This window comes from Microbacterium sp. oral taxon 186 str. F0373 (assembly GCF_000411455.1).
GTDB lineage: Bacteria > Actinomycetota > Actinomycetes > Actinomycetales > Microbacteriaceae > Microbacterium.
Window position 1 is genome coordinate 1,589,228 of record NZ_KE150457.1, and the last position, 21,305, is coordinate 1,610,532.

Sequence of the window (21,305 nt, forward strand, 5' to 3'; positions counted from 1 at the left end):
GTCGCCTCGGCGGGTTTGATGCGGCGCCAGCGGACGGACGAGCAGGCAGCGCCGTCGGTAGGATCGAGGGGTGTCAGTGAATCCTGAGCTGGTGGGTCGCGTCTTCCCGCCGACCGCTTCCTATCTCGTGGGCCGCGAGAAGGTGCGCGAGTTCGCGCGCGCCGTCTTCGCCGACGCCCCCCAGCACCTCGACCCCGCCGCCGCCCAGGCCCTGGGCTACCGCGACGTGGTCGCACCGCCCACGTTCGCGATGGTCATCCAGGACCTGACGATGCAGCAGCTGCTGGCCGTCGAAGACTCCGGCATCGCGCTGGAGCGCACCGTGCACGCCGAGCAGCGCTTCCGCTACAGCCGTCCGATCGTGGCCGGAGACGAACTGACGGCGCAGCTGAGCATCACCGGCATCCGCCCGTTCGGCGCCGGAGCCATGGTGACCAGCGAGGCGGAGATCACCGACGCCGACGGCGAGCACGTCGTCACCGCCACATCCGTCCTGCTCATCGGAGGCGAGGTCTCGTGACATCCGCAGCCCTGGAAGTCGGCACCGTCGTCGCCGAGCGCACCGTGCACCTGACCCGCGAGTCGCTCGTGCGCTACGCGGGCGCGTCGGGTGACTTCAACCCCATCCACTACCGCGACGACGTCGCCGATCGCGTCGGGCTGCCGGGAGTGCTCGCCCACGGCATGCTCACGATGGGCCTCGCCGTCGAGACCATCGTCGAGTGGCTCGGTGATCCAGGCCGCATCCTCGAGTACGGCGTGCGCTTCACGCGTCCCGTCGTGGTGGATGCCGAGGACGGTGCCGACCTCTTCGTCTCGGCCAAAGTCGGCGCCCTCGACGACCAGGCCGCCCGCATCGACCTGACGGTCACGTTCGGTGAAACGACCGTCCTCGGCAAGGCGCAGGTGCGCGTGCGCCACCAGTCCTGATGGCCGAGATCACGCCGATCCCGCTCGCCGAGCTGACGACCCTGCGTGTCGGCGGCACGCCCGCGCGGATGGTCGAAGCCCGCACCCGCGAGGAGCTCATCTCGGCGCTGCAGGAAGCGTGGTCGCAGGGTGAGCCGTGGCTCGTGCTCGGCGGCGGCTCCAACCTGCTCGCCGGCGACGAGCCTTTCGACGGCACCGTCGTGCTGGTGCGCACCTCCGGCATCCAGCGCGTCGAGGCCCCTCGGGAGGGTCACGTCCGCCTGCGCGTCGAAGCCGGTCACAACTGGGACGACCTCGTCGAGTACACGGTGGCGGCCGGGTTGGCCGGCATCGAGGCGATGAGCGGCATCCCTGGGTCCGCCGGCGCGGCGCCCATCCAGAACGTCGGGGCGTACGGGCAGGAGATCGTCGAGACGCTCGTCGAGGTCGAACTGCTCGACGAGGCCACCGGCGAGGTGGAGACCGTCTCGGCCGACGCACTCGGCTTGGGCTTTCGCACGTCGGTGCTCAAGCAGCACTACGGCCGGGGCGCCGAGCGCTCGGGCGTCATCGTCTCGATCACCCTCGAGCTGCAGGAGGTCGGCGACGGCGACGTTCCCGTGCGCGGCGCCCAGCTGCGTCAGGCGTTGCGCCTGGCCGCGGATGCCGCAGTGTCGCTCCGGTGGATCCGTGAGACAGTGCTGGCGACGCGGGCCGCCAAGGGCATGGTGCTCGACGACGCCGATCCCGACACCCACAGCGCCGGGTCCTTCTTCCAGAACGCGATCGTTTCGGCATCCTTCGCGCGCACCCTTCCGCCCGAGTGTCCTCGCTGGCCGATGGCCGTGGAGATCGAACCCGTCACCGTCATCCCCCTGGCCGCCTTCGACGGCGTCGTGCCTCCGCCGGTCTCTGTGCAGCCGGATGTCAAGGTCAGTGCGGCCTGGCTGATCGAACACTCGGGTCTCGGCAAGGGCTTCCGGCTGCCGCGCTCACGGGCCGGATTGTCGACGAAACACGCGCTCGCCCTCACGAACCGCGGCGGAGCGACGGCCGGCGAGGTCGCGGAACTCGCGCGTTACATCCAGCACCGTGTGCAGTCCGAGTTCGGTCTGCTGCTGCAGCCCGAACCGGTGCTGGTGGGCGTCGAGCTCTAGATCTGTCCGACGTCGCCGTGGCGGCGCGGTCCCGGCGCGGGCTCCGCCGGCTCGGCCCGCGGCACTTCCCGCAGGAACGGGACGAGCGGCATGAGCATGCGCACCCAGATGATCCGCGCGGCAGGGAAGACACCCAGCGCCCACAGCACCGACGCGAGTGCGTCGGTGGGGTAGTGCACGCCGAGGACTGCGACGGAGAGCACGACCACGACGACCGCGACGGTGCCGACGATGATCGCAGGCCGATGCCAACGTGTGTCCTTCAGCATGAGCACCAGAGTGAGCACCAGCGCGGTGACGAAAACGACGTGTCCGCTGGGATACGACGGATCGACCGGCATCTGCGCCACCGGGTGCGGCAGCAGCGTCGCGTCCGGACGCGGGCGGCCGACCGCGATCTTGACGATGTCGGAGGGGATCCAGGTCAGGGCGATCGTGCCGGCGAACGCGATCGCCAGAGCCACTCGTCCACTCAGCGCCCAGACGATGCCGGTGACGATCACGGTGATCACGATGGCCGGCACCGGGGAGAACAGGTCGTAGACGAGGGCGGTGACCTGGCCGAGGCCATCGATGTGCCAGCCGTTCATCGCCCGTGACAGATCCGCGTCGATGGGCGCGGCGCGCAAGGCCAGCCCGGCGCTGATGAGGAACACGATCGTCGCCAGCCCGACGACCAGTTTGGTTGCCGGGTGCTCAGACGGCGCGAGCAGCGCGTTACGGTGGCGCCGCGATCTGCGCGACGCCACAAGGAGGGAGGATGTCGACGGGCGCATGGAGTCCGATCGTTCTCCGTCCGGCTATGTGCTTTCTGAGTGTGCGAGGGCGTCGGATCAGTCGGTGCCGAACAGCTTCTGCAGGCGCTGGACGCCCTCCAGCAGCTGGTCGTCGCCGAGCGCGTAGGACAGCCGCAGGTATCCCGACGGGCCGAATGCCTCGCCGGGAACGACCGCGACCTCGGCCTGGTCGAGGATGAGGTCGGCGAGCTCGAGCGAAGTGTCGACCCGGGTGCCATTCCACTCCCGTCCGAGGAGGCCGGTGACGTCGGGATAGACGTAGAACGCGCCGAGCGGGTTGGGCACCGTCACGCCCGGGATCTTGGCGAGCTCCGACACGATCAGCCGGCGCCGACGGTCGAAGGCCTGACGCATCTCCTCGGCTTCGGTCTGCGGTCCGGTGAGGGCGGCCAGCGCCGCGCGCTGAGCGACGTTGTTGACGTTCGAGCTCAGGTGCGACTGGAGGTTGCCGGCGAGCTTGATCGCATCGGCCGGGCCGACCATCCAGCCCACCCGCCAGCCGGTCATCGCGTAGGTCTTGGCGACGCCGTTGACCAGGATCGTCTGTCCGGCGAGCTCCGGCACTGCGTCGACGATCGACACGGCCCGTGCGCCTTCGTAGACGAGGTTCTGATAGATCTCGTCGCTGACCACCCAAATGCCGTGCGCAAGCGCCCACTCGCCGATCGCCTTCGTCTCCTCCGGCGTGTAGACCGAGCCGGTCGGGTTGGAGGGCGACACGAACACGAGCACCGTCGTCCTGTCGGTGCGGGCGGCCTCGAGCTGGTCCACGGTGACCTTGTAGTCCTGGTCGGCGCCGGCGAAGACCTCGACCGGGACGCCGTCGGCCAGCGCGATCGCCTCGGGGTAGGTGGTCCAGTACGGCGCCGGCAGCAGCACCTCGTCGCCGGGGTTCACGACGGCTTGGAAGGCCTGGTAGACGGCCTGCTTGCCACCGTTGGTGACGATGATCTGCGACGCGGTGACCTCCAGGCCCGAGTCGCGCAGTGTCTTCGCGGCGATCGCCTCGCGCAGCACGGGGAGGCCAGCGGCGGGCGTGTAGCGGTAGTTCGCGGGGTCGTGGAGGGCGTGCGCGGCGGCATCCACGATGAACTGCGGCGTCGCGAAGTCGGGCTCGCCGGCCGCATAGGAGATCACGGGGCGGCCGGCCGCCTGCAGGGCCTTCGCCTTCGCATCGACCTTGAGGGTCGCGGACTCGGCGATGGCGGACAGCTTGCGGGACAGGGGAGCGCGTTCGGTCACAGGCAAAAGCGTAGTGGTCCCGGCCGCCGGCGGCACGGACCGCGCTCGCACGGAACGACTCTCGGCGTGCGCTAACGTGACGACGTGACCGGAGACGCCCGCGCTCGCCCGCCTCGCCGCCTCTCCGGTCTGTGGGGGCTGGTGCGTCTGGGCCTTGCCACCCTCTGCGTCGGCATCGCGACGGGCCTGGCGGTACTGCTGCTCGTCTGGATCGTCCACTCCGTGGAGCACCTGGTCTGGGGAAGCGCCGAGGGGCCGTTCCTCGATGGGCTCGCCCTGCCATCGCCCTGGTGGCTGCCGATCGTCAGCCTGAGCGCCGCCGGCGTGATCGCGGCCCTCGGCTGGTACCTGCTCCGCCGGTTCGGGCGGCGCATCGCGAGCGTCGAAGAAGGAGTTGCCGGAAAGCGGATGCCGGCACTGGAAACCCTTGCCGACACCGTGATCCAGGTGACCTCTGTCGGCCTCGGCGCCTCGATCGGCAAAGAGGTGGCGCCTCGAGAGCTGTCGGCGATGGCGGGCTCGAAGCTCGTCGGCTGGTTCCGCATCGACGCACGCTGGTCGATGATCCTCGTCGCCTCCGCCGCCGGCGCGGGCCTGGCCGCTGTCTACAACGTGCCGCTGGCCGGGGCGCTGTTCGCGATCGAGATCCTCCTCGCGCGCTTCAGCGCGGGCGCCGCCGTCGTCGCCCTCTCGGTGAGTGCGATCGCCACAGTCGTCGCTCGTCCTCTCGTCGCCGACGACGCGCTGTACCACGTCGCGCCCGTCGCCGTCACGCCGTCCCTTCTCGTCGCCGCCGTGTTGATCGGGCCTCTGATGGGCTGGGGGGCGACGAGCTTCTCCGCGGTCACCGCCCGCCTGTCGCGGCGCCGCCCCACCGGGTGGAAGCTGCTGATCGTCCTGCCCCTCACGTTCGCCGCGGTCGGCGTGCTCGGCGCGTTCTTCCCGCTCATCCTCGGCAACGGACGCGCCCTCGCGACCGCCGGCTTCGATCTCGCTCAGCCCGCCTACCTGCTGCTGGCGCTGGCCGTGATGAAGTACGTGGCCACGTCGGTCTCGCTCGGGTCCGGTGCGATCGGCGGCACACTGCAGCCGTCGGTGGCGATCGGCGCGGCGCTGGGCGCTGCGGCCGCGGCCGGGTGGGCGTTCATCTGGCCCGGTGCCGACGGCACGGCACTGGCCATCGTCGCGGCGGGGGCGTTCCTTGCCGCCAACATGCGCGCGCCCTTCACGGCGATCGCGCTGATCATCGAGTTCACCGGGACGGGTTTCACCCTGCTGCTGCCGATCTTCCTCGCGGTCGCGGGCTCGCTCGCGGCATCCCGCCTCACGACGGGTGGCGGTCTGCGCCGCTTCGCACCAATCGATCCCGGTCGGGAGTGAGCGTCAGCTCGGCCAGGTCGACAGCATGCGGTCGAGGCCGGCGATCATCCTGGCGAAGCTCTGCGACATGCTGACCGGAAGGGCGAAGCCGCCACCGTTCTCGAGTGCGCAGAACCCGTGCAGGGCGGCGCGCAGAGCACGTGTGGCGTCGATCAGCTGGTCGTCGGCGATGTCGTAGCCGCGCAGCGTCGCCGAGACGACCTGCTGCACCTCCGTCGCGGCGGCGGCATGCGCCTCCTCGCGCGCCTCACCGGGCAGGGGTGCGCGCTGGGTGGCCGCATACCGTCCTGGATGCCGCAACGCGTACCCCCGATAGGCGTGCGCAAGACTGTCCAGTGCCGCCGTCCGGGACACGCCGACAGCCGCGGCCCGCAGCTCCCGCGCGAGCTCATGCGTCGCCTCGGTGGCCGCGGCCGAGCGCAGCACCTCGAGCGAGGCGATGTGCTTGTAGAGGCTCGGCACCTTCACCCCGGCACGGCCGGCGATCTCGGCGAGGGTGAGGCCGTCGACGCCGAGCTCGTCGATCGTCTCCAACGCCAGCGTCACCACGGCATCGCGGGTGAGGCCGGCCCTAGGCACCGGCCACCTCGCGACAGAACGCGACCAGGGCGGGACCGACCTGCTCGGGGTACTCGGCCTGCGGGTAGTGCCCGGCGCCCTCCACGAGCACCACGCGGGCGCGCAGGTGCTCGCCGATCCAGGCCGCTTCGCCGCTCGGGTCGCTGAAGTCGGGGTCGGCCGTGCCCATGATGACCAGCGCCGGTGCCGACACCTCGGGGATCCGCTTCTCGGCGAGGCTGTGGTCGGTGCGCGTCGTGCGCGCGAATGCGGCGGCGGCGCCCGGGCGGCGCATCGCGTCGCGGATCGCTGCGCGGTGCTCCGCGAAGTCGGCGGGCCGGCTGCCGGGGGAGAGCTGGGGCAGGTAGGCGAGCCAGGCCGCGCGGGCCCACGGCCGGAGCATCAGCAGGCGGAACGTTGCGGCGGCGAACGGGTTGGTCGGCGCGTTGCGGACGAACGGGCCGAGCAGGCACAGCCCGCTGACGGCGTCGGACTCTTCGGCGGCCGCCCAGACGGCCGCCCCGGCGGCCATCGAGTTGCCGATGACGACGGCGGGGCCGCCGAGGTGTGCGATGAGCGCGAGGATGTCGGTGCCGGCCGCGACGTCGTCGTACGCCGAGAACGTGGCATCCGACTCACCATGACCGCGCAGGTCCATGACGGCGACGCGGAAGCCGGCCTCACGCAGAGCGGGCACCGTGTAGCGGTAGCTCGCGGCGATCTCGCCCATGCCGGGGACGCACACCACGAGCGGACCGTCACCGGTCACGCGGTACGCGATGCGGCCTTCCGGCCGATCGAGGTGATGGACATCCAGCCGGGCGAAGGCAGCTGAAGGAGACGGTGTGGTTGTCATAGCCATAAAGCTAATGACATTAGCCAACTCTGTCAACGTCCTTCCCGCAGCGCGCGAAAGTGGGGGTGGATGCCGCGGCATCCACCCCCACTGTGCGACGCGGAGCGTCAGTCGGTCAGGTAGTCGGCGTAGGCCCCGAGCGTCAGGAACGTCGGGAAGTCCTCACCGAGGGCGACGTCGCGGAAGATCGCCGCCGCGTCGTCGAAGCGGTCGCCGTCCTGGCGCGGCACCTCGGCCAGGACCTGCGCGATGAGGCCCTCGATGTACTCGCGCGTGATGCGCGTGCCGTCGTCCGTCGTGCGGTCCTGGTGGATCCACTGCCACACCTGGCTGCGGCTGATCTCGGCGGTCGCGGCATCCTCCATGAGGTTGTCGATCGCGACGGCGCCGAGACCCCGCAGCCACGCCTCGATGTAGCGGATCGCCACTGACACGTTGCCGTACACGCCCGCCGCCGTGACCGGCAGCCCGATGTGCACGTCGATGAGCTGCGACGCCTGGACGTTCACCTCCGGGCGCTGGCGGTCGATCTGGTTCGGACGCTCGCCGAGCACCGCGTCGAACTCCGCCTGGGCCACCGGGATCAGGTCGGGGTGAGCCACCCAGGTCCCGTCGAAGCCGTCGCCGGCCTCGCGCTTCTTGTCGGCGGCGACCTTTTCGAACGCCTGCGCCGTCACCTCGGGGTCGCGTCGGTTGGGGATGAAGGCGCTCATGCCGCCGATCGCGAAGGCTCCGCGCTTGTGGCACGTCTTCACGAGCAGCTCCGTGTAGGCCCGCATGAACGGCACCGTCATCGTGACCTGGCTGCGGTCGGGCAGCACGAACCGCGCGCCGCGGCCGCGGTAGTTCTTGATCATCGAGAAGATGTAGTCCCAGCGGCCCGCGTTCAGACCCGCGATGTGGTCGCGCAGCTCGAACAGGATCTCCTCCATCTCGAACGCCGCCGGCAGCGTCTCGATGAGCACCGTCGCGCGGATGGTGCCGTGCGGGATGCCGAGGTGGTTCTCACTGAAGGTGAAGACGTCGTCCCACAGCTTCGCCTCCTCCGCCGACTCGATCTTCGGCAGGTAGAAGTAGGGGCCCACGCCGTTGTCGATCAGACGCTGCGCGTTGTGGAAGAAGTACAGGCCGTAGTCCACGAGTGAGCCGGATGCCGCGAGGTCGCGCCCGGCACGGTCGGTGTAGCGGATGTGCTTCTCGACCAGGTGCCAGCCGCGGGGACGCATCACGATCGTGGGGGTCTGCTCGGCGGTGACGCGGTACTCCTTGCCCTCGGGGCTCGTGTACGACAGCTGTCCGCGGATCGCGTCGAACAGGGAGAGCTGACCTTCGATGACGTTCCGCCAGGTGGGGCTCGTGGCATCCTCCTGGTCGGCCAGCCACACCTTCGCGCCCGAGTTGAGCGCGTTGATCGTCATCTTCGGGTCGGTGGGGCCGGTGATCTCGACGCGGCGATCCTCCAGGCCCGGACCCGCCCCGGCGACCTGCCACTCGGCATCCTCGCGGATGTGGGCCGTGTCGGAGCGGAACTGCGGGTCGTGCCCGTTGCCGATCTCGAAACGGCGCCGCATCCGGTCGGCGAGGCGGTCGTGACGGCGGCCGGCGAAGCGGACGTGCAGCTCGGCGAGGAACGCGATGGCCGCGGGGGTGAGGATCTCCTCGTAGCGGTCGCGGATCGGTCCGGTGATGGTGATGGTCGATGCGGGCGCGGTGCCCGTGGCGGTGGGAGTCATGGCCCTGCTCTTTCTGTGTCGGTGGGTCGCGGGGTGGTGCTCAGTGGAACTGTTCGGCCTCAGTGGATCCCACCAGAGCCAGGGTCGCGCTGTCGGGGTTGAGCGCCGTGGAAACGAAGTCGAAGTAGCCGGTGCCCGCCTCGCGCTGGTGCTTGGTGGCGGTGTAGCCGCGGGACTCCGCAGCGAACTCGGCTTCCTGCAGCTCGACGTACGCGCTCATGGCGCGCTCGGCGTAGCCGGAGGCGAGATCGAACATCGAGTAGTTGAGGGCGTGGAAGCCGGCCAGCGTGATGAACTGGAACTTGTAGCCGAGGTCGGCCAGCTCCTGCTGGAAGGTCGCGATCTGCTCGTCGCTGAGGTGACGCTTCCAGTTGAAGCTCGGCGAGCAGTTGTAGGCGAGCATCTTGCCGGGGAACTGCTCGTGGATCGCGCTCGCGAACGCGCGGGCCAGCTCGATGTCGGGCTCTCCGGTCTCCACCCACAGCAGGTCGGCGTAGGGCGCGAACGCGAGGCCGCGGCTGATCACCGCCTCCAGGCCCGGGCGCACCCGGTAGAAGCCCTCGCTCGTGCGCTCGCCGGTCGTGAACTCCTGGTCGCGCGGGTCGACGTCGCTGGTGAGCAGGTCGGCCGCCAGCGCGTCGGTGCGGGCGATGATGACGGTCGGCACGCCGGCGACGTCGGCGGCGAGCCGAGCCGCGTTCAGGGTGCGGATGTGCTGCTGCGTGGGCACCAGCACCTTGCCGCCGAGGTGGCCGCACTTCTTCTCGCTGGCGAGCTGGTCTTCCCAGTGGATGCCCGCGGCACCCGACTGGATGAGCGACTGCGCCAGCTCGTACGCGTTGAGAGGGCCGCCGAAGCCCGCCTCGGCATCCGCGACGATGGGCGCCAGCCAGTCCTGCGTGAGCGTGCCTTCCGCGTGCTCGATCTGGTCCTGGCGGATCAGGGCGTTGTTGATGCGGCGGACGACGGCGGGAACCGAGTTGGCCGGGTAGAGGCTCTGGTCGGGGTAGGTCTGGCCGGCGAGGTTGCCGTCGGCGGCGACCTGCCACCCCGAGAGGTAAATGGCCTTCAGGCCCGCACGGACCTGCTGCACGGCCTGGCCGCCGGTGTAGGCGCCCAGCGCGCGGATGTAGTCCTCGGTGTGCAGGAGGTTCCAGAGGTTCTCCGCGCCGCGGCGGGCGAGGGTGTTCTCCTCGCGGACGCTGCCGCGCAGGCGGATGACGTCCTGGGCGGTGTACGTGCGCTGCACACCGTCCCAGCGGGGGTCGGTGTCCCAGATCTCCTGCAGCTCGGCGGCGGTCTGCGTCTGGTCGCCGGCGCGGAGGGGCGGCTGACCGGGGGTGGCCTGGATCGTCATGGTGCTCTCCTTCATCGGATGCCGGGGCGGTGCCGGCGGTGGCTCGTGTCTCCACTTTGGGTGAAGTTCGAGGCCAGAAGTAACCAATACCACTGTGAAGATTGATCAAACTTCACGTTCTGTGACACAATCCCGGACATGACGAACATCGATGTTCCCTCGGCGGCGGCCACGAGAGCGTCAGAGGAGGAGGCTGATGCGCTCACGATCGGCCGGCGCATCCGCCAGCTGCGCAGCGCGCGCGGGATGACCCTCGATGAGCTCGCCGCGGCGGTCGAACGGGCTCCGAGTCAGCTGTCGATGATCGAGACGGGAAAGCGCGAACCCAAACTCACGCTCCTCCGTGCCATTGCGAAGGCGCTCGGTGCCACGGTCGATCAGCTGCTCGAGGCCGAGCCACTCGACGAGCGCGCCACGCTCGAGATCGCGCTCGAGCGCGCCATGAAGGGCTCGACGTTCCGCGCCCTCGGCATCGAGCCGTTCCGCATCGGCAAGTCTCTGCCCGACGACGCGCTGCGCGCGCTGCTCGCGCTGCAGGGCGAGATCGAGCGACTCGGCGACGAGCGCTCCGCTACTCCCGAGGAGGCGCGTCGGGCGAACGTCGAGCTGCGCCACCTCATGCGTCGCCAGGACAACTACTTCGCCGAGCTCGAGGAGCACGCCCGCGCCATCCTTCGCGCCGTCGACCACCCGGGCGGGCCGCTCACGCAGCGCACGGCATCAGATATCGCCGCTCACCTGGGATTCTCCCTCCACTATGTCGCCGATCTGCCGGCCTCGACGCGCTCGGTCGCCGACATCAAGCACGGCCGGCTGTACCTGTCGAGCACGGTGCCCGCGAAGGGGGACTCCCGCACCGCGGTGCTGCAGGCGCTCGCCAGCCGCATCCTCGGGCACGCCGAGCCGCGCTCCTACGCCGAGTTCCTGCGTCAGCGGGTGGAGACGAACTACCTGACCGGGGCTCTCCTGATCCCTGAAGATCACGCCGTCCCGGTGCTGCACGACGCGAAGTCGCGGCGCGCGCTGTCGATCGAAGACCTCCGCGATGCGTACTCGGTGTCGTACGAGACCGCGGCGCACCGCTTCACCAATCTGGCGACGCGGCATCTCGGCATCCCGGTGCACTTCTTGAAGGTGCACGAGTCGGGCACCATCACGAAGGCGTACGAGAACGACGACGTGAACTTCCCGGCCGATCGGCTCGGCTCGATCGAGGGGCAGCTGTGCTGTCGGCGTTGGACGAGCCGCGCCGTGTTCGACATTCCCGACAAGTTCAACCCGTACTACCAGTACACCGACACCGGCAACGGCACGTTCTGGTGCACGGCCCGCGTGGAGACCTCGAGCGAGGGCGCGCACTCGGTGTCAGTGGGTGTGCGCTTCGACGACACGAAGTGGTTCGTCGGGCGCGAGACCACCAACCGCAGCGTCTCCCGTCACTCGGTCGAGGTGTGCTGCCGGCGCGCTCCCGCCGAGCTGGAGTCGCAGTGGCGCGATCAGGCGTGGCCGAATGTGCGCACGCCCCGGACGCTGCTGGCGACCCTGCCGACCGGCGCGTTCCCCGGCGTCGACACGACCGATCTGTACGAGTTCCTCGAGGCGCACGCGCCGCGGGACTGACCGGGGCGCGGGTGCGCGCGGCGCTCAGGCGACGGCGTTCCAGCGCAGGCGCGGGGTGGTCGCATCCACCTCGTCGAGGACGGCCGTGGGCGAGGCGACGGGGAACGTCGTGATGAGTCGGCGCTTGCCGCCGCCGACCAGAGCGTAGGCGAGGGCGGCATCCCCGGATGCCGCCGCGCGCCCGATCGCGATGATCGCCTCGGCGTCTGCCAGCTGTTGACGTCGCACCGGGGCTCGCGACAGGAGCCCGTCGGCGGCATCCGTCACCCGCGCCAGGAGGGTCTCGCCCGTCGGCAGCGCCCACGGCAGGAAGGCCTCGGCCGTCAGGCCGTACGCCTGGGCGAGGTGTCCGTCGAGCCAGCGTGCGCGCTTGAGACCGTAGGGCGTGGGCGTGGTCGACAGCAGGTACCCGTAGACGTGCAGCAGGCCCGCGTTGCCGACGGGGAAGCGGGCGGTGATGCCGGCGCGGTCGTGGAGTGCCGCGAAGACGGATGCCGGGACGACCGCCGTCCCGGTGTTCTCATCGATGACCGTCGACAGCCCCCACGCGTCGAATCGACCCGCGGCGGCGTCGGCGGAGATCGAGGCGCCGAGCCAGGGGAGGAGGGCGAACGCCGCAGCGGGGTCGCCGGCGGCGAGCTGTGCGGCGGCGTCGAGTCGCGCGAGCTCATCGCCATCTTTTACCTGCTGTTCATCTGGCGTGGTCATTGCGTCCACACATGTCCTTCACTATGGACCAAGCGTCCAGCTCTCGTGGGCGCGTTCCTCACCCCGCAGGGAGATCCGTGCCTCGTCCCATTCTCATCTTCGACTTCGACGGTACCGTCGCCCTCGGCGACGGCCCGGTGCACGCCTACGCTCGCGGCGTCGCGACCGAGGCCGGGCTGCCGCCGTCGTTCGTCGATGAGATCGCCGCGGGCCTGGCCGACGGCGACGAGGCCATCGACGCCTACGACCTCGTGCGGTTGCGCGCCCTCGCGGCGGGAGCCACCCCGGAGCACCTCGCGCGTGGGTACGCCGCCAGCCGCGCGCACCTCGCCTCGGCTGAGGCCCCCGTCCTCGCGCCCGAGGGACTCGCCGCCTTCCTCGCCGCCGTCGATGCGGAGCGCATTCTGGTCACGAACGCTCCCGGTGTGCGCATCCCGGAGGCGCTGACGGCGCTCGCGCTGGACGGTCTGTTCGACAGCGTCGTCGTCGACGCCGGCAAGCCCGACGGACTCGCCGCGCTGCTCGACGCGCTCGATGCGGATGCCGACGTCCTCGCCGTCGGCGACATCTGGCGCAACGACCTCGCCCCGGCGCACGCGCGTGGCCATGCCACGGCGCTGGTCGGCGGTTACCCCGACGCCGCCGCGACCCCCGACTTCCACGCCGCCACGCTCCCCGAACTCCTTCCCGCCCTCACCGAATGGGTGCACGCCCACGCGCGTACCCGCTGACCCTCCCGCACACACGCATCACCCGACACCGAAGGACACCTCATGCGCATCACCCGCCTCCGACTGGCCGCGGTCGCCGCGACGGCGCTCGCCGCCACCGTCGCGCTCGCCGGCTGCTCCGGCAGCTCCGACGCCTCCGGCTCAGCCGCACCCGCCGCTGACCCGACCTCGCTCGTTCTCGCTCTCGTCCCCTCGCAGGACCAGGCCGGACTCGTCGACACCGCCAAGCCCCTCACCGACATGCTCAGCTCCACCCTCGGCATCCCCGTCACCGGTGTCGTGTCGAAGGACTACCAGGCCGCCGTCGAGGCGATGGGCGCCGACCAGGCGCAGATCGGCTTCCTCCCGTCGCTGCAGCTGTGGCAGGCCAGCGACCGGTACGGCGCGAAGGTCGTGCTGCAGACCGAGCGCAACGGCGCCATCACCTACCCGGCCCAGTTCATGACGAACAACCCGAGCAAGTACTGCTCAGACACCCCCGTCGACAAGGACGGGATGCTCTACTGCAACGGCACCGACAAGCTCGCCACCCCGAGCGGCCTCGACGCGATCACCAAGATCGCCGGCGCGAAGGTCGCCGTGCTCGGCCCCGGCTCTCCTGCCGGCTACATCTACCCGATGCTCGCCCTCAAGGAGAAGGGCATCGACATCGACAACGGGTTCCAGAAGATCCCGGTCACCGCCAACGACGCCTCGGTCATGGCCGTCTACAAGGGGGATGCCGAGGTCGGCTTCAGCTTCTGGGACGCGCGCACGCTCGTGAAGAAGGACACCCCCGACGTGGGCCAGAAGGTCGTCGTGTTCGCCCTGAGCGACCCGATCCCCAACGACGGCGTCGCCGTCTCGTCGAAGCTGTCGCCGGCGCTGCAGGACAAGATCACGCAGGCGCTGGAGTCCTACTCCAACACCGACGAGGGCTCGAAGGTGCTCAAGAGCATCTACTCGATCACCAAGCTCGCACCCGCCAACCCCGCTTCGCTCGACGTCGTGGCGCGCGCCGCGCAGCAGCTGGGACTGCAGTGACGGATCTGATCCACACCCAGGGCGTCGAGGCTGCGGCCTCGGCGCCCTGGGGCATCCGCCTGGACGGGGTCACCGTCCGCTATCCGAACGGCACGGTGGGCCTGCGCAGCGTCGACCTGGAGATCGCCCCCGGCGAGATGGTCTGCATCGTCGGGCTGTCCGGGTCGGGAAAGTCCACGCTCATCCGCACGATCAACGGTCTCGTCCCCGTCACCGAGGGAACGGTGACGGTCGGCGGCCAGCGCGTCGACACCGCACGCGGCGGACGTCTGCGGCGGCTCCGCGGGCAGATCGGCATGGTCTTCCAGGGGTTCAACCTCGCCGGTCGTACGACCGTGCTGAACAACGTGCTCGTCGGGCGCCTGACGCACACGCCGTACTGGCGCACTCTCGTGGGGGCCTACCGCGACGGCGACAGGCAGATCGCGTTCGAGGCGCTGGATCGCGTCGGCATCCTCTCGAAGGTCTGGGAGCGCGCGTCCGCGCTGTCGGGCGGCCAGCAGCAGCGCGTCGCGATCGCGCGTGCCCTCGCGCAGCAGCCGCGCATCGTCCTCGCCGACGAGCCGGTGGCGAGCCTCGACCCGCCCACGGCCCACGGCGTCATGGGCGACCTGCGGCGGATCAACGCCGATCTCGGGATCACGGTGCTCGTCAATATCCACCTGCTCGACCTTGCGCGACAGTACGGCGCGCGGATCATCGGCATGCGCGCCGGAGAGGTCGTCTTCGACGGGCCGGCCGCGCGCGCGACGGATGCCGACTTCGAGAACATCTACGGACGCTCGCTGACCGGCGACGATCGGCTGGATCGATGAGCGTCGCACCCGCGGCATCCGTGCTGGTGGTTCCCTCGCGTCCTCGCCGCCGCGCCGGCGCGTGGATCGCGGGCGCGGTCGTCGTCGTCATCACGGTGATCACGTGCCTTCCCGGCATCGGAGTGGGCCTGGACATCGCCCCGATCGTCGCGAACTGGCGAAACGGCGCCACGAAGATCGTCGAGCTGCTCACCCCCGACTGGTCGTTCTTCCCGCGGACGGTCGCGCCGATGGTCGAGACGCTGCAGATGGCGGTGCTCGGCACCGTCGTGGGCGCCGCCATCTCGCTTCCGCTGTCGTTCTGGGCGGCACGGCCCACCAACCCGCATCCTGCCTTCCGCGGTGCGGTGCGGACGCTGCTGAACGTGATCCGTGCGGTTCCCGAGCTCGTCTACGCGGCCGTGCTCGTCGCGATGGTCGGCGTCGGGGCCCTTCCCGGCATCATCGCGCTCGCGATCTTCAACATCGGCATCATCGTCAAGCTCGTCTCCGAGTCCATCGACGCGCAGGATGCCGGGGCCATCGAGGCCGGCCGCGCCGCCGGAGGCACGCAGGCGCAGATCAACCGCGCCATCGCCCTGCCCGACGCGTGGCCGGCGTTCGTCTCGCAGACCCTCTACGTCTTCGAGCTGAACGTGCGCGCGTCCACGGTGCTCGGTCTGGTCGGCGCCGGCGGCATCGGTCTGCTGATCGACGCCGTCCGCACCTTCTACCGCTACGACCAGCTCTCGCTCATCATCCTCGAAGTGCTCGTCGTGGTCGTCGTGATCGACCTGGTGAGCGACGCCATCCGACGGAGGCTCGTATGACCGCCCTCGCCCCGCTCGCCGCACACCGGCCGCGCGCCCTGCAGGTCCCATCGCGCCGCCGGTCGCCGTGGCGCGCGATCGCCGCGGTCATCGTGACCGTCGTCGTGGTCGCCGCCTTCTGGTCGGTCCAGATCTCGTGGAGCCGTCTGGCCGACCTACCCGCCGACATCGGCCGCTACCTGTGGCTCATGTTCTCCGCGCCGGAGTGGTCGAAGCTGCCCGAGGCGCTCTGGCAGACGTGGCGGAGCATCGAGATGGCGTGGGTGGGAACGGTGCTCGGCATCCTGCTGGCGACGCCGCTCAGCCTCGTTGCGGCCCGTGGATTCGGACCCCTCTGGCTGCGGGCCGCGCTGCGGCTCGTGTTCTCGGTGATCCGCGCGGTGCCGGAGCTGATCATCGCGATCATCATCCTCTCGGTCACCGGGCTGACCCCGCTGACGGGTGCGCTCGCGTTGGCCGTCAACGGCATCGGCACGCTCGGAAAATGGGGCTACGAAGCGGTCGAGGCGGTCCCGCCCGGGCCCATCGAGGCCGCGCGGGCGGCGGGCGGATCGACGGCGCAGGTGCTGCGGTGGGGCGTCTGGCCGCAGGCGCAGCCGGTGTTCCTGTCGTTCTGGCTCTACCGGTTCGAGATCAACGTGCGCTCCTCGGCCGTTCTGGGCCTCATCGGCGTCGGCGGCATCGGCGATATGCTGACGTCCTACACCCAGTACCGGGAGTGGTCCACCGTGGGGATGCTGCTCATCGTGGTGATCGTCGTCACGATGGCGATCGACGCGGCGAGCGGGGCGCTCCGCCGGCGAATCATGGAGGGTCCGCGTGCCCGTTGACGCGCCGACGACGGTGCGCATCGCCGCGATGCGCAACGGCCTGCAGCCCACCGAGCGGCGGGTCGCCGACCTCATCGTCGCCGAGCCCGACGCGGTGGTGGAGCTCACCGCGCAGCAGCTGGCAGACCGCGCCGGCGTCGCCCGGTCATCGGTCGTGCGGGCCTGTCAGTCGCTCGGCTATCGCGGCTATCCGCAGCTGCGCGTCGCCTTGGCGGCGGAACTCGGCGCGCAGCCGCCGCGCGATGCGGACCACGGTGACGGCCCGCTCGGCGAGCTGCGCGCAGCCCTCGCCCGCACCGCGCAGTCGCTGACCACGGCGGTGAGCCTGATGAGCGCTGACGATGTGTCGTCCGCGGTCGCCGACGTCGCCCGCGCCTCGCGCCTGCTGGTCGTCGCGAACGGCCTGTCGGCGCCGGTCGCGAGCGATCTGGCCATGCGGCTGACGGCGGTCGGCCGTCCCGCCGAGGTGATCGCGGACGCCATCGCACAGCAGATCGCGGCGCGTCAGCTGTCGTCCGCCGACGTGTGCGTCGTCGTGAGCGGTTCGGGGGCGAACGCCGCGAGCGTGCGGGCCGCGGAGGCCGCGCGCAGCGCCGGCGCGCGCGTGCTGGCCCTGACCTCCTTCGCGTCCAGCCCGCTGGCCGACCTCGCCGACCGTTCGCTCGTGATCACCCCGACCGGAGTGAGCTTCCGCGAGGAGCTGGCCCACACATCGCGGGTGGCGCACGCCGCCTTCGTGGAGGCGTTCGTGGATGCCGTCGCCAGCGCACTGGGGGAGCGCGCCCGCGTCGTGCGGGCGCACGTGCTCGGCATCCTCTCGGACAACCTCGACGACGGCACCGCCTGACCCGCGCTCGTCGCTCCGTCCGCGAGAAACCGTTCTCGCACCGAGAAACGCCGCGCGCAGCGGTGTCTCGGTGCGTCGGTGGTGTCTCGCGGGCGGGAGGTGTCGCTGGTGGGGGTTGCGCAGAAACCTCACACATGTAAGGTTTCTTGCGCGGCTCCGACACCGCGGAGCGCTTTCGACGAGGAGAGCACCCCATGAAGCACACCCTCGCGGCATCCGCCGCCATCGCTGCACTCGTGATCGGGGGCATCGCCGCCGCGGCGCCCGCCACGGCGGCACCACCGCCGGGCCCGGGGCATCCGGGTCATCCGGGTCATTCCGGCGGCCGAGACGCCCGCGAACTTCTGCGCTACGCGACCGACACATGGACGTCGATGGCGGCGATGGCCCACCCCGACACCGGGCTGGTCGACGACAACATCGAGGGCGATCTCGATGCGGCATCCGCGTCGGGCTACACGTCGCCCACGAACATCGGCGGCTACCTCTGGTCGACGGTGACGGCCCGCGACCTCGGCATCATCACCCCCGACGATGCCCGACAGCGGCTGACGACGACCATCACCACGCTCGAGCACATGGAGCGAAACCCCGGCAGCGGAATGTTCTACAACTGGTACGCGCCGGCCACGGGAGCGAAGCTCACGATCTTCCCGACATCGGGCGACACGATCCACCCGTTCCTGTCGACGGTCGACAACGGCTGGCTCGCGACCGCCCTCCGCGTCGTGCGCGAGGCGGAGCCGTCGCTGCACGATCGTGCCGACGCGCTGTACCGGTCGATGGACTTCTCTGCGTTCTTCGATCCGGCCGGTGCCTCGGGGCTTCCCGCCGGCACGAACCGGGGCGGGTTCTGGGAGGCGCCTCCCGGCGACGGATGCGCGGTAGCCGCGCCCATGTACAACGGCAGCGGCGAGACGGCCTATTACACCTGCCACCACTACGACACGACCGTCAGTGAGAGCCGCATCGCGACCTACCTCGCGATCTCGGACGGCGCCATTCCCGCGACGGGTCTCTACGGCACCCACCGCACGATGCCGCCTGGCTGCGATTGGGCCTGGCAGGAGCAGCTGCCCACCGGGACGACCCGTGCCTACGACGGGGTCGACGTCTACGAGGGCACGTACTCCTACGACGGCATGTCGTTCGTGCCCAGTTGGGGCGGCAGCATGTTCGAGTCGCTCATGCCCGACCTGTTCATCCCGGAGGCGCAGTGGGGTCCGCGCTCCTGGGGACTCAACCACCCCATCACGGTCGAGGTGCAGAAGGAGCACGGCCTGAAAGACGCGAAGTATGGGTATTGGGGCTTCTCGCCGGCGAGCGATCCGTTCGGGGGCTACTCCGAGTACGGCGTGGATCTGGCCGGCATGCGCAGTGACGGCTACACCTCCGACCGCGAGAAGACCGACGTCGACATCGACCGGCCCGGTTGCCACACCGGCACCAACCCTGATCCGACGTTCGGCGACGGCGTCGTCACCCCGCACGCGTCCTTCCTCGCCCTGCCGTACGACCACAAGGGTGTCATGGACAACCTCCGCAAGATCGAGCGGAAACTCGGCGCCTACGGTCCCGGCGGCTTCTACGATGCGGTCGCCGTGAAGAGCGACACCATCGCGAAGCGCTACCTCTCGCTCGACCAGTCGATGATCATGGCAGCGATCGGCAATGCGCTGACCGGTGACTCCCTCAAGGGGTACGTCGTCGACGACGCCATGGAGCGCACCCTGAAGCCGGCGATCGCCCAGCAGGTGTTCGGCTCGTCGTGGGGGCGTCCGCATCACTGAGCCGTAGCGTGGATGCCGGGGAGGAACCTCGTGGCATCAGACAGCGGTGATCGGGTGGCTCCCTCGCGGACGCGGGGGAGCTACCCGAAGGGGCAGGCGCGGCGGCAGCAGATCGTCGACGAGGCGGTGCTCGTGTTCGGCCGCTCGGGGTCGGCGAGTGGCTCGCTGCGCGAGGTGGCCAAGCGCGTCGGGCTGACGCCGGCGGGGCTTCTGCACCACTTCGCCTCGAAGGAGGAGCTGTTCGCCGAGGTGCTCCGCCAGCGCGACGAGCGGGTGCGCGCCGCGGCGGGGGAGCCCGCCGAACACGGCCTCATCGAGCAGGCGGCGAAGGTCGTCGCCTACAACCAGACGACCCGTGGTCTCACCTCCCTCTACTCGACCGTCGTGGCGGAGGCGGCCGATCCCGACCATCCGCTGCACGACGATTTCGCCACCCGATATCGGGAGCGCGCCCAGGCCACGGCAGCGCTCCTGCGCGCGGGTCAGTGCGCCGGCGAGATCGCGCCCGACATCGATCCCGAGGCCGGCGCACGCCTCATCAGCGCCGTGATGGACGGCATCCAGCAGCAGTGGCTGCTCGATGCCACCGTGGACATGACCGCCCTGTTCGACGAGTTCGTTCGCGGCTACCTGCGCGCGGCATCCCCCCGCTGACCGCGCCTGTCCGCCGACCGACCCCGCCGAGCGTACGCCCCGCGAGACACCATCCCTGCACCGAGACGGCCGCTGTGCACCGGTGTCTCGGTGCGCAGACGGTGTCTCGCGAAAAGGCGTACTCGCGGGCGGTCGGGAGGCGGGCGGGGGGTGCTTGACGCAGGTTATGCGCATAAGTAAAGTGAGAGCCGACACCGCAGCGGGTGTCCCGTTCGAGGAGGAACCATGAAACACGTACGACTGGGAGCCATCGCTCTGGTCGCCGTCGGCGCTCTCGCGCTGACGGGATGCGGCCGCGCAGATGACACCGCCAGCGCACCCGACGCCGCGACGACGATCGGCAGCGAGCCGGCCACAGGCACGATCACCATGTGGGCGATGGGCGCGGAGGGCGAGGCCCTGCCCGACTTCGTCAAGACGTTCGAAGACGCCAACCCCGGCGTCAAGGTCGAGGTCACCGCGATTCCGTGGGATGCCGCCTACAGCAAGATCCAGACGGCCATCGCCGGAGGCACGACGCCCGACATCGCGATGATGGGCTCGACCTGGATGGCGGACTTCGCCGACGCGTTCCAGACCGTGCCGACCGACCTCGACACCTCGGGCTCGTTCCCGGGTGCCGTCTCGTCGACCAAGGTGGGCGATCGGATGACCGGTGCGCCCTGGTACGTCGACACTCGCGTGCTCTACTACCGCACGGATCTCGCTGCGAAGGCCGGGTGGACCAAGGCTCCCGCCACGTGGGACGAGCTCAGCCAGATGGCCGCCGACATGCAGTCCAAGGCCGGTGCCGAGTACGGCATCCGCCTGCCCGGCGGCAACGACTCGTTCCAGGGAACCCTGTGGATGCCGTGGTCCAACGGAGCCTCGCTCACCGACGGCAAGACCTGGACCCTCGACACTCCGCAGATGGTGGAGGGGTACGAGTACTACCAGAGCTTCTTCCAGAAGGGCATCGCCAACCCCGCCGCCGACCGCTCGTCGGGCGCGCAGGAGGCGGACTTCGTCGCGGGCAAGACCCCGATGCTCATCGACGGCCCCTTCATGATCGGCGCCCTCGAGAAGCTCCGCGGCGCTGACTTCTCGGGCAAGTTCGCCACGGCCGTGCTGCCCGCGAAGCAGTCGTCCACCTCGTTCAGCGGCGGCGCCAACCTCACCGTCTTCAAGAACTCGAAGAACGCGCGCTCGGCGTGGAAGCTCGCCCAGTGGCTGACCGACCCGACAACGCAGGCGAAGTGGTACGAGAAGACCGGTGATCTGCCCGCCGTTCAGGCCGCGTGGAAGGACCAGGCGCTGGCTTCGCAGCCCACGCTCGCGGCGTTCGGAACACAGCTCGAGACCGCCAAGTCGGTGCCGGCGACGACGACCTGGGTGCAGGTCGCCGCAGCGGGCGACGCCGTGCTGGAGAAGGTGCGGCTCGGTACGCAGAGCCCTGCAGACGCCATGAAGGAGCTGCAGAGCAAGGCCGACGCCCTCGGAATGGGCTGAT

General features: G+C 70.2%; 21 protein-coding genes. 14 read left to right on the forward strand and 7 right to left on the reverse strand.

Going from position 1 to position 21,305, the window contains the following annotated elements; genetic code table 11:
- The first annotated feature begins 70 nt into the window (after nucleotides 1-70).
- The 3 genes from HMPREF1529_RS07425 to HMPREF1529_RS07435 are packed head-to-tail and all read left to right on the forward strand — an operon-like array spanning nucleotide 71 to nucleotide 2,066.
- On the forward strand, nucleotides 71-520 hold the full coding sequence (locus tag HMPREF1529_RS07425; RefSeq protein WP_016464349.1) for a MaoC family dehydratase N-terminal domain-containing protein: 450 nt from the start codon (nucleotides 71-73) through the stop codon (nucleotides 518-520).
- Nucleotides 517-930 carry a MaoC/PaaZ C-terminal domain-containing protein gene (locus HMPREF1529_RS07430; RefSeq protein ID WP_016464350.1) on the forward strand — a complete coding sequence of 138 codons (414 nt, stop codon included), beginning with the start codon at nucleotides 517-519 and terminating at the stop codon, nucleotides 928-930. Before HMPREF1529_RS07425 ends, HMPREF1529_RS07430 begins: the two co-directional genes overlap by 4 nt.
- Entirely contained in the window at nucleotides 930-2,066 is a 1,137-nt protein-coding gene (locus HMPREF1529_RS07435) for a UDP-N-acetylmuramate dehydrogenase (protein ID WP_016464351.1), read from the forward strand. The genes HMPREF1529_RS07430 and HMPREF1529_RS07435 overlap by 1 nt, the downstream gene beginning before the upstream one ends.
- Here HMPREF1529_RS07435 and HMPREF1529_RS07440 read toward each other — a convergent pair.
- Together HMPREF1529_RS07440 and HMPREF1529_RS07445 are read right to left on the reverse strand one after the other, a co-directional pair.
- Nucleotides 2,063-2,842, reverse strand: coding sequence for a phosphatase PAP2 family protein (locus tag HMPREF1529_RS07440; RefSeq protein ID WP_005049915.1), 780 nt, complete (start codon nucleotides 2,840-2,842; stop codon nucleotides 2,063-2,065). The genes HMPREF1529_RS07435 and HMPREF1529_RS07440 overlap by 4 nt on opposite strands.
- A 57-nt stretch (nucleotides 2,843-2,899) precedes the next feature.
- Entirely contained in the window at nucleotides 2,900-4,105 is a 1,206-nt protein-coding gene (locus tag HMPREF1529_RS07445; protein WP_198013029.1) for a pyridoxal phosphate-dependent aminotransferase, read from the reverse strand.
- Nucleotides 4,106-4,189: 84 nt separating this feature from the next.
- Between HMPREF1529_RS07445 and HMPREF1529_RS07450 the strand changes: the two genes are divergently transcribed.
- Entirely contained in the window at nucleotides 4,190-5,485 is a 1,296-nt protein-coding gene (locus HMPREF1529_RS07450) for a chloride channel protein (protein WP_005049921.1), read from the forward strand.
- 3 nt (nucleotides 5,486-5,488) lie between these two features.
- On the opposite strand, the gene HMPREF1529_RS07455 is transcribed toward HMPREF1529_RS07450, so the two are convergent.
- From HMPREF1529_RS07455 to aceA, 4 genes are all read right to left on the reverse strand, one after another.
- Nucleotides 5,489-6,064, reverse strand: coding sequence for a TetR/AcrR family transcriptional regulator (locus HMPREF1529_RS07455; protein WP_016464353.1), 576 nt, complete (start codon nucleotides 6,062-6,064; stop codon nucleotides 5,489-5,491).
- On the reverse strand, nucleotides 6,057-6,899 hold the full coding sequence (locus HMPREF1529_RS07460) for an alpha/beta fold hydrolase (protein ID WP_051120825.1): 843 nt from the start codon (nucleotides 6,897-6,899) through the stop codon (nucleotides 6,057-6,059). The genes HMPREF1529_RS07455 and HMPREF1529_RS07460 overlap by 8 nt, the downstream gene beginning before the upstream one ends.
- A 107-nt stretch (nucleotides 6,900-7,006) precedes the next feature.
- Nucleotides 7,007-8,632 (reverse strand): malate synthase A, encoded by a 1,626-nt coding sequence (gene aceB, locus HMPREF1529_RS07465; RefSeq protein ID WP_016464355.1) that lies wholly within the window; start codon nucleotides 8,630-8,632, stop codon nucleotides 7,007-7,009.
- 40 nt (nucleotides 8,633-8,672) lie between these two features.
- Nucleotides 8,673-9,989 (reverse strand): isocitrate lyase, encoded by a 1,317-nt coding sequence (aceA, locus tag HMPREF1529_RS07470; protein WP_016464356.1) that lies wholly within the window; start codon nucleotides 9,987-9,989, stop codon nucleotides 8,673-8,675.
- Between the two features lie 138 nt (nucleotides 9,990-10,127).
- Between aceA and HMPREF1529_RS07475 the strand changes: the two genes are divergently transcribed.
- Complete coding sequence (locus HMPREF1529_RS07475; RefSeq protein WP_016464357.1) at nucleotides 10,128-11,609, forward strand: helix-turn-helix transcriptional regulator; 1,482 nt, start codon at nucleotides 10,128-10,130, stop codon at nucleotides 11,607-11,609.
- Between the two features lie 24 nt (nucleotides 11,610-11,633).
- Here HMPREF1529_RS07475 and HMPREF1529_RS07480 read toward each other — a convergent pair whose 3' ends face one another.
- Nucleotides 11,634-12,317, reverse strand: coding sequence for an amino acid deaminase (locus HMPREF1529_RS07480; RefSeq protein ID WP_232212079.1), 684 nt, complete (start codon nucleotides 12,315-12,317; stop codon nucleotides 11,634-11,636).
- Between the two features lie 77 nt (nucleotides 12,318-12,394).
- On the opposite strand from HMPREF1529_RS07480, the gene HMPREF1529_RS07485 reads away from it, so the two are divergent.
- From HMPREF1529_RS07485 to HMPREF1529_RS07525, 9 genes are all read left to right on the forward strand, one after another.
- Nucleotides 12,395-13,048, forward strand: a complete 654-nt coding sequence (locus HMPREF1529_RS07485) for a hypothetical protein (protein ID WP_005049936.1) — start codon at nucleotides 12,395-12,397, stop codon at nucleotides 13,046-13,048.
- 42 nt (nucleotides 13,049-13,090) lie between these two features.
- The gene (gene phnD / locus HMPREF1529_RS07490; protein ID WP_005049938.1) at nucleotides 13,091-14,071 is read left to right on the forward strand and encodes a phosphate/phosphite/phosphonate ABC transporter substrate-binding protein; all 981 of its coding nucleotides are present in this window, start codon (nucleotides 13,091-13,093) and stop codon (nucleotides 14,069-14,071) included.
- Entirely contained in the window at nucleotides 14,068-14,886 is an 819-nt protein-coding gene (phnC, locus tag HMPREF1529_RS07495; RefSeq protein ID WP_005049940.1) for a phosphonate ABC transporter ATP-binding protein, read from the forward strand. Before phnD ends, phnC begins: the two co-directional genes overlap by 4 nt.
- Nucleotides 14,883-15,695: a phosphonate ABC transporter, permease protein PhnE gene (phnE, locus tag HMPREF1529_RS07500; RefSeq protein ID WP_005049942.1), complete on the forward strand. Its 813-nt coding sequence runs from the start codon at nucleotides 14,883-14,885 to the stop codon at nucleotides 15,693-15,695. The genes phnC and phnE (HMPREF1529_RS07500) overlap by 4 nt, the downstream gene beginning before the upstream one ends.
- The gene (gene phnE / locus HMPREF1529_RS07505; protein ID WP_016464359.1) at nucleotides 15,692-16,525 is read left to right on the forward strand and encodes a phosphonate ABC transporter, permease protein PhnE; all 834 of its coding nucleotides are present in this window, start codon (nucleotides 15,692-15,694) and stop codon (nucleotides 16,523-16,525) included. Before phnE (HMPREF1529_RS07500) ends, phnE (HMPREF1529_RS07505) begins: the two co-directional genes overlap by 4 nt.
- Entirely contained in the window at nucleotides 16,515-17,372 is an 858-nt protein-coding gene (locus HMPREF1529_RS07510) for a MurR/RpiR family transcriptional regulator (RefSeq protein ID WP_005049948.1), read from the forward strand. Before phnE (HMPREF1529_RS07505) ends, HMPREF1529_RS07510 begins: the two co-directional genes overlap by 11 nt.
- Nucleotides 17,373-17,566: 194 nt before the next feature.
- Nucleotides 17,567-19,162, forward strand: coding sequence for a glucoamylase family protein (locus HMPREF1529_RS07515; RefSeq protein WP_016464360.1), 1,596 nt, complete (start codon nucleotides 17,567-17,569; stop codon nucleotides 19,160-19,162).
- A 30-nt stretch (nucleotides 19,163-19,192) separates the two neighbouring features.
- Entirely contained in the window at nucleotides 19,193-19,816 is a 624-nt protein-coding gene (locus tag HMPREF1529_RS07520; protein ID WP_005049954.1) for a TetR/AcrR family transcriptional regulator, read from the forward strand.
- Between the two features lie 225 nt (nucleotides 19,817-20,041).
- The gene (locus HMPREF1529_RS07525; RefSeq protein WP_016464361.1) at nucleotides 20,042-21,304 is read left to right on the forward strand and encodes a sugar ABC transporter substrate-binding protein; all 1,263 of its coding nucleotides are present in this window, start codon (nucleotides 20,042-20,044) and stop codon (nucleotides 21,302-21,304) included.
- The last annotated feature ends 1 nt before the right edge of the window (nucleotide 21,305 follow it).

Excerpts from the sequence above, each read along its gene's own strand:
- HMPREF1529_RS07475 (WP_016464357.1), top strand. The coding sequence starts at position 10,128 with ATGACGAACATCGATGTTCCCTCGGCGGCGGCCACGAGAGCGTCAGAG.
- phnD (WP_005049938.1), top strand. The coding sequence starts at position 13,091 with ATGCGCATCACCCGCCTCCGACTGGCCGCGGTCGCCGCGACGGCGCTC.
- HMPREF1529_RS07525 (WP_016464361.1), top strand. The coding sequence starts at position 20,042 with ATGAAACACGTACGACTGGGAGCCATCGCTCTGGTCGCCGTCGGCGCT.
- phnE (WP_005049942.1), top strand. The coding sequence starts at position 14,883 with ATGAGCGTCGCACCCGCGGCATCCGTGCTGGTGGTTCCCTCGCGTCCT.
- HMPREF1529_RS07515 (WP_016464360.1), top strand. The coding sequence starts at position 17,567 with ATGAAGCACACCCTCGCGGCATCCGCCGCCATCGCTGCACTCGTGATC.
- HMPREF1529_RS07440 (WP_005049915.1), bottom strand. The coding sequence starts at position 2,842 with ATGCGCCCGTCGACATCCTCCCTCCTTGTGGCGTCGCGCAGATCGCGG.
- aceB (WP_016464355.1), bottom strand. The coding sequence starts at position 8,632 with ATGACTCCCACCGCCACGGGCACCGCGCCCGCATCGACCATCACCATC.
- aceA (WP_016464356.1), bottom strand. The coding sequence starts at position 9,989 with ATGACGATCCAGGCCACCCCCGGTCAGCCGCCCCTCCGCGCCGGCGAC.
- HMPREF1529_RS07480 (WP_232212079.1), bottom strand. The coding sequence starts at position 12,317 with ATGACCACGCCAGATGAACAGCAGGTAAAAGATGGCGATGAGCTCGCG.
- HMPREF1529_RS07435 (WP_016464351.1), top strand. The coding sequence starts at position 930 with ATGGCCGAGATCACGCCGATCCCGCTCGCCGAGCTGACGACCCTGCGT.
- phnE (WP_016464359.1), top strand. The coding sequence starts at position 15,692 with ATGACCGCCCTCGCCCCGCTCGCCGCACACCGGCCGCGCGCCCTGCAG.
- HMPREF1529_RS07460 (WP_051120825.1), bottom strand. The coding sequence starts at position 6,899 with ATGACAACCACACCGTCTCCTTCAGCTGCCTTCGCCCGGCTGGATGTC.